Annotated in this window: 9 protein-coding genes; 5 read left to right on the forward strand and 4 right to left on the reverse strand. The window is 62.5% G+C overall.

Annotated elements, in window-relative coordinates; all coding sequences use genetic code 11:
- Positions 1-177 precede the first annotated feature (177 nt).
- A complete protein-coding gene (locus tag GHK62_RS19250) occupies positions 178-1,503 on the forward strand; it encodes a dicarboxylate/amino acid:cation symporter (RefSeq protein WP_153440726.1) in 1,326 nt (441 codons plus the stop codon).
- 141 nt (positions 1,504-1,644) lie between these two features.
- On the opposite strand, the gene GHK62_RS19255 is transcribed toward GHK62_RS19250, so the two are convergent.
- From GHK62_RS19255 to GHK62_RS19265, 3 genes are all read right to left on the reverse strand, one after another.
- Complete coding sequence (locus GHK62_RS19255) at positions 1,645-2,565, reverse strand: response regulator (protein WP_184108480.1); 921 nt, start codon at positions 2,563-2,565, stop codon at positions 1,645-1,647.
- A complete protein-coding gene (locus GHK62_RS19260; protein ID WP_153440727.1) occupies positions 2,558-5,935 on the reverse strand; it encodes a hybrid sensor histidine kinase/response regulator in 3,378 nt (1,125 codons plus the stop codon). Before GHK62_RS19260 ends, GHK62_RS19255 begins: the two co-directional genes overlap by 8 nt.
- A gap of 113 nt (positions 5,936-6,048) precedes the next feature.
- Positions 6,049-6,480, reverse strand: a complete 432-nt coding sequence (locus GHK62_RS19265) for an OsmC family protein (RefSeq protein WP_153440728.1) — start codon at positions 6,478-6,480, stop codon at positions 6,049-6,051.
- Between the two features lie 236 nt (positions 6,481-6,716).
- Here GHK62_RS19265 and GHK62_RS19270 point away from each other — a divergent pair, with 236 nt between their 5' ends.
- Positions 6,717-6,950, forward strand: a complete 234-nt coding sequence (locus tag GHK62_RS19270) for a hypothetical protein (protein WP_153440729.1) — start codon at positions 6,717-6,719, stop codon at positions 6,948-6,950.
- Positions 6,931-8,025 carry an ATP-dependent DNA ligase gene (locus GHK62_RS19275; protein ID WP_153440730.1) on the forward strand — a complete coding sequence of 365 codons (1,095 nt, stop codon included), beginning with the start codon at positions 6,931-6,933 and terminating at the stop codon, positions 8,023-8,025. Before GHK62_RS19270 ends, GHK62_RS19275 begins: the two co-directional genes overlap by 20 nt.
- A 25-nt stretch (positions 8,026-8,050) precedes the next feature.
- Here the strand turns inward: GHK62_RS19275 and GHK62_RS19280 are convergent, their stop codons facing one another.
- A complete protein-coding gene (locus GHK62_RS19280; protein ID WP_153440731.1) occupies positions 8,051-9,055 on the reverse strand; it encodes a PQQ-dependent sugar dehydrogenase in 1,005 nt (334 codons plus the stop codon).
- A 359-nt stretch (positions 9,056-9,414) separates the two neighbouring features.
- On the opposite strand from GHK62_RS19280, the gene GHK62_RS19285 reads away from it, so the two are divergent.
- Positions 9,415-9,789, forward strand: coding sequence for a hypothetical protein (locus tag GHK62_RS19285; protein ID WP_153440732.1), 375 nt, complete (start codon positions 9,415-9,417; stop codon positions 9,787-9,789).
- 150 nt (positions 9,790-9,939) lie between these two features.
- On the forward strand, positions 9,940-11,232 hold the full coding sequence (urtA, locus tag GHK62_RS19290) for an urea ABC transporter substrate-binding protein (RefSeq protein ID WP_153440733.1): 1,293 nt from the start codon (positions 9,940-9,942) through the stop codon (positions 11,230-11,232).
- Positions 11,233-11,336: the final 104 nt, after the last annotated feature.

Here is an 11,336-nt window from a genome sequence, read left to right on the forward strand (position 1 = left end):
TGAATTATGAGGCGCTGAAAACTAAAGAGATTAAGAATCAACGGTTTGTGCGCGCGCCTCTGATCTGGCACGCCTGTTGCAATTCCCTCCGCATGACAGCGGGTGCTGTCGTTCTTCGGAAAAGTGGCCTGGGAGGCCCGGCACATTGCCGGACTAGGCCCCGCGTGGAGGATTATCATGATCGCAGAACATTCCGCGGAGGTCCGCGGCAAGACACCCCTTTATCGGCATCTCTATGTCCAGGTCCTCGCGGCGATCGCTGCGGGAATCCTGCTCGGGCATTTCTATCCGGACATTGGCACCGAGCTCAAACCGCTCGGCGACGCCTTCATCAAGCTCGTCAAGATGATCATCGCGCCGGTCATCTTCCTGACGGTCGCGACCGGCATTGCCGGCATGACCGATCTCGCCAAGGTCGGGCGCGTCGCCGGCAAGGCGATGATCTACTTCCTGACCTTCTCGACCCTCGCGCTCATTGTCGGTCTCATCGTCGCGAATGTAGTTCAGCCCGGCTCCGGCATGCATATCGATCCGGCTTCGCTCGATATGAAGGCGGTCACCACCTATACCGAGAAGGCGCATGAGCAGTCGGTCACCGGCTTTCTCATGAACATCATTCCGACGACGCTGATCAGCGCTTTCGCCGAGGGCGACATCCTGCAGGTGCTGTTCATCTCGGTCCTCTTCGGCATCGCCCTTGCGATGGTCGGCGAAAAAGCCCAGCCGGTTGTCGATTTCCTGCATGCGCTGACGTTGCCGATTTTCCGCCTGGTGGCGATCCTGATGAAGGCCGCCCCGATCGGCGCCTTCGGTGCGATGGCCTTCACCATCGGCAAGTACGGCGTGGCGTCGATCGCAAATCTCGCGATGCTGATCGGCACCTTCTATCTCACGTCGTTCCTCTTCGTCTTCATCGTGCTTGGCGCCGTGGCGCGCTACAACGGCTTCTCGATCGTCGCGCTCATCCGCTACATCAAGGAAGAACTGCTGCTCGTGCTCGGCACGTCCTCCTCGGAGGCGGCACTGCCGGGCCTGATGAACAAGATGGAGAAGGCAGGCTGCAAGCGCTCGGTCGTCGGCCTTGTCATCCCGACCGGCTATTCCTTCAACCTCGACGGCACCAACATCTACATGACGCTTGCCGCGCTCTTTATCGCGCAGGCGACCGATATTCCGCTCTCCTTCGGTGATCAGATCCTCCTGCTGCTCGTCGCCATGCTGAGCTCGAAGGGCGCTGCCGGCATCACCGGCGCGGGTTTCATCACGCTGGCCGCGACGCTTTCGGTCGTCCCCTCCGTACCGGTCGCCGGCATGGCGCTGATCCTCGGTATCGACCGCTTCATGTCGGAATGCCGCGCGCTCACCAACTTCGTCGGCAATGCGGTCGCAACGGTCGTCGTGGCGAAATGGGAAGGCGAATTGGATCAGGCGCAGCTTTCCGCCGCACTCGGCGGTGAGACGGCAACTGACACCATTCCGGCGGTCATCCAGCCCGCCGAATAAGTTGCCTCCCAGGGCAACGCACGACAAGTGCGGCTTGGCGCGGTCTGGTTTCCCAGGCCGCGCTCTTTTTTGCGCAAGGGGACTATTGGCGGCAAGCGACCGCCTCTGGAACGACCCCTCCAAAGGGTCCGTGCAGCTTCCTCAAATCCCGTGCAGCACCTGCGTCGCCTTGACGGCGGCTGACGCGCGGTTTTCGACGCCGAGCTTCACGTAGATCTGTTCGAGATGCTTCGTCACCGTGCGGGCGCTTAAGCCGAGGATCTCGCCGATATCGCGGTTGGACTTGCCCTTGGCTATCCACGAGAGCACCTCGGACTCGCGCTGCGTCAGCAGGAAATGCTGGCGCAGCATCTCGTCGTCGCTGATGCCGTGCTCGGCGGTCAGGCGGAAGAGATATTCGTTCGCGCCGATGGCGCCGAGATAGGAAATCTGCAGGCCCGTCTGGCCCGCCTGCTGCAGCGTGAAACTACCCTGACCGGAGCCTTGCTTTTCCCGTTGCCGCATCCATTCGGCGATGCGGGCGGTCACGACCGCAAGCCCGTCGTCGCTTCCCGTTGCGGCATTGACGAGTCGCGTCGCCTGCGGCGTCGACCAGCGGACGCCGCCGTCGCCGCGCACGGCAAGCAGGTGCCGCCCGGCCGCATCGAGCGCAACCCGTGCGCTCTGGGCGGAACGGGCATTGGAGAGATGGACGCGAATGCGGGCTCTCAGTTCGTCGATGTTGATCGGCTTGGTGAGATAGTCGACGCCACCGGCTTCGAGCGCGCGCACCACGTGCTCCGTCTCGGTCAGCCCGGTCATGAACACCACCGGAACCTGGGTGACGGAGGCGTTTGCCTTCAGCCGGACGCAGGTATCGAAACCGTCCATCCCGGGCATCACGGCATCGAGCAGGATGATGTCGGGGGTGATGCGGTCGGCAATATTCAGGGCGGCGTTGCCGGATGTGGCGATCAGCACCGAAAAGCCGGACTGTTCCAGGGCTTCGGTCAGGAAGCCGAGTGCCTCAGGCGAATCGTCGACCAGGAGGACGATGTCGCGCGGATTGGCGGGTTCAGCCACGGGTCTCGGCCTCCCCTGCCGTCATCTGCCTCAGGAAGGCATCGTAGCCGGAAAGGTCGAAGGCACGGACATAGGCGCGCACCGCTTCCGCAAAAGCCTGGTTCTCGGGGTTCAGGGCAATCTCCGTCAGCTTCGCCTCAATGCCCCGGACGTAGCCGATTTCCCCGAGCCGGATCAATTCCTCCACATGGTGGTGTCCGGGACTGGTCACGGGATCGGCCTTGCCGCCGGCGTGCCTGCCATCGTCCTCATGAATCCATTCGAGGCCGAGATGGATCGCCAGCTTGTCGACGAGCTGGCGGACGCCAAATGGCTTAGCAAGCGTGTCGTTGTGGCCGCTTGCGGCACCGGCGGACGATCCGTCACCGATATTGGCCGACAGCATGATCGCCGGCGCGGTCTGGCCGCTTTCGCGCAATCGCGTCACCAGTTCCCAGCCGTTCATGCCAGGCATGGAGATGTCGATCAGGAACAGGTCGGGCTTGATGTCCTCGATCAGCGCCAGGCAGTCCCGGCCGCTCGCTGCCGTCAGCACGACGAAATCGAGCGGGGTAAGCACCTCGCGCATCAGACCGCGGTGATCCTCGTTGTCATCGACCACGACGACAGTGCGGCGCGCGCCCTTGTAGGAGCGGATCCGGCGCACCGGGTCGTTGAGCGCCGCCGGCCGGTCGACGGCGGAGAGCATCAGGCGGACGCGGAAGGCGGTGCCCTTCTCCCTTTCGCTGGTGACGGAGATCTCGCCACCGAGCGTCTGGGTGAGCAGGCGCGTGATGGTCAGGCCAAGCCCCAGCCCGGGCATGCGATGTTCCGCCTCGCCGCGCTGGAACGGATCGAAGATCCGCGGGAGGTCCTTGTCGCTGATGCCGCGGCCGCTGTCCTCGATCGTGAAGGTGGCGACCTGATTGCGATAGCCGACGTCGAGGTGGATGCGGCCGCGTTCGGTAAACTTCAGCGCATTCGAGAGGAGATTGACGAGGATCTGTCTCAGCCGCTTCTCGTCCGTCCGCACATATTGCGGTAGCGACGCTGCCCGGTCGTGTTCGAAGGCGATGCCCTTGGCCTGGGCTTGCGGGCGGAACATGTCGACGATCTGGTCGAGGAAATCGTGAATGTTGATCTCGTTTGAGTAGACCTGCAGCTTGCCGGCTTCGATCTTGGATATGTCGAGCAGGCCGTCGATGAGGCCCGAAAGGTGATCGGCGCTGCGCTTGATCACCTTGATCGCCCCCTGTCGTGAGGGCGGTATGGTCTCGTCGCGTTCGAGGATCTGCGCATAGCCGAGCACGGCGTTGAGCGGCGTGCGCAGTTCGTGGCTCAAGCCCACGACATAGCGGCTCTTTGCCCGGTTCGCCGCCTCCGCCGCTTCCTTCGCGTTCTGAAGCGCCGCGTCGGTCTTCTTGTGGGCGGCGATTTCCTTCAGAAGCAGTGTGTTCTGGCGCGAGGACTCTTCCTCCGCAACGACGCGGCTGTCATGGGCGAGCACGTAGAACCAGCAGACGACGCCAGTCACGATCGCGAAGACGAAGAAGACGACCGCAATCGTGCGTTCGACGACGGCCGCAGTCTCGGGCGAGGCGGCGGTCGTCTGATGCGCGATCATCGCGAGAATGAGGCCGATGCCGGCGATCGAGAGAATGGCGGAGATCGCGTAGCGGCCGAGCCTCGTGGCGAGCTTTGCGGTCACCGCCTCCGGCAGAATCGTCTTTGCGATCGTCGCGATCTGCGTGTTCAGCCGCGCTTTCGGCTTGCACATGTCGTGGCAGCGGCTATCGAGCGAGCAGCAGAGCGAGCAGATTGGCGCGGCATAGGCCGGACACCAGGCCATGTCCTCCGGCTCGAACGGATGTTCGCAGATCGAGCAGGTGATCTCGCTCTCCCGGAACCAGCTCTTGCGCGGCTTGCGGGCGAGATAGAACTTTCCGTCCGTTGCCCAGGCAATCAGCGGCGAGGCGATGAAGGCCGTGACGAGCGCGATATAGGGGGCGAGGGAGGCGGCGATATCGCCGAAGGCACCGAAATGTGCCGTCAGTGCGAGGATTACCGAGATCCCCATGGTGCCGAGACCGACGGGATTGATGTCGTAAAGATGCGCGCGCTTGAACTCAATGCCGGGCGGTGACAAGGCCAGCGGCTTGTTGACGAAGAGATCGGCCGAGATGGTGCAGAGCCAGGCCATGGCGATGATCGAGAAGATGCCGAGCGTCTCCTCGAGCATCCGGTAGATGCCGAGCTCCATCAGGAGGAGTGCGATCGTCACGTTGAAGACCAGCCAGATGACGCGGCCGGGGTGGCTGTGGGTGAGCCGTGAGAAGAAATTCGACCAGGCAAGCGAGCCGGCATAGGCGTTCATCACGTTGATCTTAAGCTGCGAGATGACCACGAAGGCGACCATCAGAAGCAGTACTGCCGTATCCGACGGAAAAATGTAGCCGAAGGCGGTGTAGTACATCTGTGCCGGGTCGGCGGCGCGTGTCGAAGGCACGCCGGCACTGAGCGCCAGCACGACAAGAAACGACCCCGCCAGCAGCTTCGGTGCACCGACGATCACCCAGCCGGAACCGGCGAGAAAGACCGCGATACGGTGGTGCAGTCTCCTTTGGCCGTCCGGCGGCAGGAAGCGGAGGAAGTCCACCTGCTCGCCGATCTGCGCCATCAGCGCGAAGATCACCGCGGAGGCCGCTCCGAATTCAATGAGATCGAAGGGCGCAATGGTGCCGGCAGGACCGGAGGCATGGTGGATGCCGGAATAGGCAAGCCACAGCCCAACCTTGTCCCAGTCGGCGAGCGCGATGAAGGCGAAGGGCAGGATGTTGAGCACGATCCAGAAAGGCTGCGTCATCAGTTGGAACTTGCTGATGAGGCGCACACCGTGGGTAACGAGCGGGATCACCGCGACGGCGCTGATGATGTAGCCGATCCAGAGCGGCACGCCGAGGGCAAGCTCCAGCGCCCCGGACATGATCGACGCCTCGATCGCAAAGAGGATGAAGGTGAAGCTGGCATAGATCAGCGAGGTGATCGTCGAGCCGATGTAGCCGAAGCTCGCGCCGCGCGTCAGAAGGTCGATGTCGACGCCGTGGCGGATCGCGTAGCGACTGATCGGCAGGCCGACAACAAGGATCATGACGCTTGCCACCAGGATCGCGACGATCGCATTGGTGGTGCCGTAGGACATCGTTATGGCGCCGCCGATTGCCTCCAGCGCCAGGAAGGAGATGGCGCCGATCGCCGTTTGCGAGATGCGCTCGGAGGAAAAGCGCCGCGCGCTCTTGGCGGTAAACCGCAGCGCATAATCCTCGAGCGTCTGGTTGGCGACCCAGCGATTGTATTCTCGTCGAACGGGAATGATGCGCTGGCGTGCGGCCATGTTGCCTCGTCGTCTCTCACATTGCCGGCAGGCGTATGCCTCTTTTCACGGCACATTCAGCCAGTGCGTGAAATTTATGCAATGGGGAAAGGGCGAAAGCAAGCGTCAAACGGTCACCCGCTCTGGGCGGCCGTGTCGATGACGACAAAATCATGCGTGATCGTCGCGGTCTTGGCGAGCATCGCCGACGCCGAGCAGTATTTTTCGAGTGACAGGGCGATCGCCCGCTCCACCTTTTTCTCCGCGAGGCCGCGCCCCTTCACCACGAAGTGCATGTGGATGCGGGTAAAGACCCTTGGGTCGGTCTCGGCTCGTTCCGCTTCGAGCTCGACGGTGCAGTCCTCGACTGCCTCGCGGCCTTTTTCGAGGATGTGAACGACGTCATAGGTCGAGCAACCGCCTGCCCCGATCAACACCAGTTCCATCGGGCTCGGTCCGGGTGTCCTCCCCTCCGAGCCGGAAGCCGTTCCGAATACCAGCTTGTGACCGCTTCCGGACTCGCCGACGAACGTCCGTTCTTCAACCCATTTGATTCGTGCTTTCATGATTTTTCCCTTTTGTTGATGTGCCCATCATAGCCGCCGGCGCTCACGGATTTCCAATAACCGGAAAAATCATGCTGCGGCCAGACGGAATGTCTGATTCGCCGTCAATCGTCTTCGCGAGGCGCGACCTTGACCGCTGCTTCCTCTCTCCGCCGTTCGTCCTGGTCCGCGGGCGGAACTAACGCCTGTGGGTCGAGGTTTTGTGTCCGTTGCTACTCGACCAAAGGAGTGCTGCGATGGCCAGGAAAGCTGCCAGGCCCAATAACGAAAGACCTGCCACCATTTCCGACCATAACGCCGGTTGCGGCAAAGCAGGCATCGCGGAATCCCTCGACCAGGAAACGACTGACTTCGCCGACCTTGCCAGCCGCGGCCTTCCTCTGGCAGCTTGGCAAGTCTCACGGCTGGGCGAAGGAACGCGGCGTCAGGCTGAACCAGCGGGGCTGGACAATGGCGCTGCGCACGCGTGAAAGACCAGCGAAGCGGGCCAGGGCATCGCGGCCAGCCCGAAAAGTAAGCGCCACCGGCGCAGTGTCACCTGCCGGCGGCTTCGTGTTGCCCGTCAGCACAGCGCCGATGGAGGCGCGCTCGGCTCAGGAGCTCCCGGCTGATGGTGCATGGCAGTACGAGCCGAAATGGGACGGGTTTCGCTGCCTTGCCTTCAAGTCAGGTGAAGAGGTCGATCTCCGCGCGAAATCCGGAAAGCCGCTCGGGCGCTTCTTCCCGGAAGTCGTCGCCGTGCTGAGGCAACTGGGCGCCGCGCAATTCGTGGTCGACGGCGAACTGGTAATCGAGGTCGATGGACGGCTTTCCTTCGACGCGCTGCAGATGCGCCTGCATCCGGCGGCGAGCCGCGTTCGTAAGCTGTCGCAGCAGACGCCCGCCAAGCTCATCCTCTTCGACGTCCTGGTCGGCACAGATGGCGCAATCCTCACCGGCGAGCCGCTCGCTGTCCGGCGAGCGGCGCTCGAAACCTTCGCCAGGGAGAACGCCATCACGGACAAGCTCGAGCTTTCGCCATTCACGCTTGACAGGCGTGAAGCCGAGCGCTGGCTCACCGGGTGGGAAGCAGGCGCCACCGATGGCGTTGTCGCAAAAAACCGTGACGGCCCTTACGAATGCGGAGAGCGGGCAATGTTGAAGGTCAAACGCCTGAAGACGGCCGATTGCGTCGTCGGCGGCTTCCGGTACGAAAGCGACAGTGCGAAGATCGGCTCGCTCTTGCTCGGCCTGTACGACGCAGACGGAACGCTGAACCATGTTGGCTTCACCGCGACGATCTCCGACAAAGAACGGCCTGCGCTGACGCGCCGGCTCGAGGCCTTGCGCGAACCACCGGGCTTTACCGGCAAGACTCCGGGCGGCCCCAGCCGTTGGAACAGCGAGCGGAGCGGCGAATGGGAGCCGGTGCGTCCGGAACTCGTCGTCGAGGTAAGATTCGACCATGTCAGCAACCGGCGCTTTCGTCACGGCACAAAGTTGATGCGCTGGAGGCCGGATAAGGATCCGCGCCAGTGCACCTATGAACAGATCCTGCCGCGGTGAGGCGGTGAAGCGGCGCTGTCCCGTGTCATCGCCTGAAGATGTGAACCGCTCCTCCGGCATCGTCGGATACGAGGATGGAACCGTCGGGCGCCTCCTTGACGTCCACTGGCCGGCCGACGTCTCTAAGGAAAGTCGTTGCCGAGACCGGCCGGCCGCCACGGAAGCGCACCCGCACCACCTGATACCCGACCGGAACCGATCTGTCCCAGCTGCCGTGCTGGGCCACCAGAGCGTCGCCGCCGAGGCTGCGGAAGAAATGGATGCCGAGGGCCGCGACGTGCGCCTGAAAGTCGAAGACGGGCGGAATCTGGCGCTCGGGCGGCGATGCGTCCTCAAACCCTTCGAGCCGCGTCTGGCCTCCGAAATACGGAAAGCCGTAAAAGCCGCCCGGCCGAAGCCCGTTGAGCTCATCGGGCGGGATATCGTCGCCCATTCCGTCGGCGCCGTTGTCGGTAAAGTACATGGTGCCGCCGCGCCAGTCGAAGCCGACCGAGTTGCGCACACCCCAGGCGACGCGCCGAAGGTCGGACCCGTCCTGGTTCATGCTGACGATCGTGCCCTGCAGCCCGCGCGGCCGGCAAATGTTGCAAGGCGAGCCGAACGAGACATAGAGCCGGGAATCGGGGCCAACGGCGATATAGCGATAACTATGGGCCCCCGAATTCGGCAGGCCGCGGCGAATATCGCGCCTGCCGGTCAGAGCGCCCCCGCGTCCGATGTCGAACGCGGTTACGCTGTCCCTCGATGCGACGAACAATCGATCGCCAGTGCATGCGACACCGTTCGCAGCGGAGAACCCGCGGGCGACTCGTCGGGCGCCGCCGCCGGACAACGGCACGGCATAGACCGAGGACCCCTTGGTTCCGACGAACACTGTGTCGCCGCAGACCGCCATTTCGCGCGCCGCGGGAACGCGGGCGAGAACGTCCGCGCGTGCCGGGCCGAGAGCGACGCCCGAGGCGAGCGCCGCCAGCGCGAGAAACCGCATTCGACCAGAGAAAAATCCGGCTTTTGAGGAAAAGACGTCCATCGGCGCCCTCCGGATGCAGGCTGAACTTGCTGGAGGGAATTGGAGCGGCTTGCTCTCGATTCAAGCCGGAGCCTGCCGCACGGTTCCTTAGATCCAAGCCGATTTGAGGATAAAACATGCAGCAATTCAAAGTGCTACAGCACGTCTCGTTAGGCGCGCGGCGCCGTAGGCCTCACGGCGAAGTGATCCGGTGATGCTAGGCCCCCCAATGATGCTAGACCCATTGTCGGATCAGCTGTCTACAGCGCCGTGCGTCCTTTGGGACGCACAAAGGACGCTCTAACTCTTTGATTCCACGCATCGTGCTTTCCGAAAATCGGGTCCGATTTTCGGGCCGATGCGCTAGGAGGAGCAATGTGATGCCTGTCCCCTCGATAAGATCGATACTCGGATTAGAGGCCATACTGTTTGCAGCCGCCTCACTCGTCCACGCCGGCATTCTGTATCAAGGCTACGAGCATTCGCGCGCCGCGACCGCGGAGGGCGTGATTGCGGCAGTCCTGATCCTTGGCCTGCTGGCTTGCATCGTCGCGCCAAGGCGGACGCGCCTCATCGCCCTCGCGGTTCAGGGATTTGCGCTTCTCGGGACGTTGGTCGGCGCTTTCACCATCGCCGTGGGGATCGGCCCGCAGACCACGGCTGACAAGACATTTCACATCATCCTGCTCGTGGTTCTGGTCGTCGGTCTTGTTGTGATTTTCAGATCTCCACGCTCTGAACAGGGAGCTTCCTGAATTACTCGGGCAAATCTTCCTTCTTCCCCCCGCCACCTACGTAGAATGGCGTATGTGCAGCGCAGCACGAACATCGGATGATCGGTAAAGCAACGGCCAAGAACAAGCACCGCCCCGTTGCGGCGACCAGAACTAGAGGGGTTCAATCCGATGACTATCAGGGCACGCGTTTGCGGCGCATTCCTCGCTGCCGCCCTTGCGACGACCGCGTTTAATGGCGCCTTCGCCGCCGAGGACACGATCAAGGTCGGCATTCTTCATTCGCTTTCCGGCACTATGGCAATCTCCGAAACGACGCTGAAAGACGCCATGCTCATGCTGATCGATGAGCAGAACAAGAAGGGCGGCCTGCTCGGCAAGAAGCTGGAGGCCGTCGTCGTCGATCCGGCTTCCGACTGGCCGCTCTTTGCCGAAAAGGCGCGTGAGCTCATTTCTGTCGACAAGGTCTCGGCCGTCTTCGGTTGCTGGACTTCGGTCTCGCGCAAATCCGTGCTGCCGGTTTTCGAGGAATTGAACTCGATCCTCTTCTATCCCGTCCAGTACGAGGGTGAGGAAAGCCAGCGCAACGTCTTCTATACCGGTGCCGCGCCGAACCAGCAGGCGATCCCGGCCGTCGACTATCTGATGGAGAACGAAGAGGTCGAGCGCTGGGTGCTCGCCGGCACGGACTACGTCTATCCGCGCACCACCAACAAGATCCTCGAAGCCTATCTGATCTCCAAGGGCGTGAAGCCCGAGGACATCATGGTCAACTACACGCCCTTCGGCCATTCCGACTGGCAGACGATCGTTTCCGACATCAAGAAGTTCGGCTCGGCCGGCAAGAAGACCGCCGTCGTCTCGACGATCAACGGCGACGCGAACGTGCCGTTCTACAAGGAACTCGCCAACCAGGGCGTCAAGGCCGAGGATATCCCGGTCGTCGCCTTCTCGGTCGGCGAGGAGGAACTTGCCGGCCTCGACACCGGGCCGCTCGTCGGTCACCTCGCCGCCTGGAACTACTTCCAGTCGGTCGACAATCCAGCCAATGCCGAATTCATCAAGACCTGGAAGGCCTACACCAAGAACGACAAGCGGGTGACCAACGACCCGATGGAAGCCCACTATATCGGCTTCAACATGTGGCTGAAGGCGGTCGAAAAGGCCGGCACCACCGATACCGACGCCGTGCTCGATGCGATGGTCGGCATCTCCGTGCCGAACCTCTCCGGCGGCTATTCCACGATGATGCCGAACCATCACATCACCAAGCCGGTGCTGATCGGCGAGATCCAGGCGGATGGCCAGTTTGAGACGGTCTGGGAGACCCCCGGCCTCGTGGTCGGCGACGAATGGTCGGATTACCTGCCGGATTCGAAGGACCTGATCGCCGACTGGCGGGCGCCGATGTCCTGCGGCAACTTCAACATCGCCACGGGAAAATGCGGCGGCAAAGGCTCCTGATTTCATGACGAAGAACTTGTTCTCGGAAAGGACCATATCGGCCTTCTTCGACAACGTCGTTTCATGACGAACCGATAGATCGAAATACCCTCCGTCCGGAAGCG

Origin of the sequence: Sinorhizobium terangae, from assembly GCF_009601505.1 — a bacterium.
GTDB classification, from domain to species: domain Bacteria; phylum Pseudomonadota; class Alphaproteobacteria; order Rhizobiales; family Rhizobiaceae; genus Sinorhizobium; species Sinorhizobium terangae.

Excerpts from the sequence above, each read along its gene's own strand:
- GHK62_RS19285 (WP_153440732.1), top strand. The coding sequence starts at position 9,415 with ATGCCTGTCCCCTCGATAAGATCGATACTCGGATTAGAGGCCATACTG.
- GHK62_RS19260 (WP_153440727.1), bottom strand. The coding sequence starts at position 5,935 with ATGGCCGCACGCCAGCGCATCATTCCCGTTCGACGAGAATACAATCGC.
- urtA (WP_153440733.1), top strand. The coding sequence starts at position 9,940 with ATGACTATCAGGGCACGCGTTTGCGGCGCATTCCTCGCTGCCGCCCTT.
- GHK62_RS19265 (WP_153440728.1), bottom strand. The coding sequence starts at position 6,480 with ATGAAAGCACGAATCAAATGGGTTGAAGAACGGACGTTCGTCGGCGAG.
- GHK62_RS19275 (WP_153440730.1), top strand. The coding sequence starts at position 6,931 with ATGGCGCTGCGCACGCGTGAAAGACCAGCGAAGCGGGCCAGGGCATCG.
- GHK62_RS19280 (WP_153440731.1), bottom strand. The coding sequence starts at position 9,055 with ATGGACGTCTTTTCCTCAAAAGCCGGATTTTTCTCTGGTCGAATGCGG.
- GHK62_RS19250 (WP_153440726.1), top strand. The coding sequence starts at position 178 with ATGATCGCAGAACATTCCGCGGAGGTCCGCGGCAAGACACCCCTTTAT.
- GHK62_RS19270 (WP_153440729.1), top strand. The coding sequence starts at position 6,717 with ATGGCCAGGAAAGCTGCCAGGCCCAATAACGAAAGACCTGCCACCATT.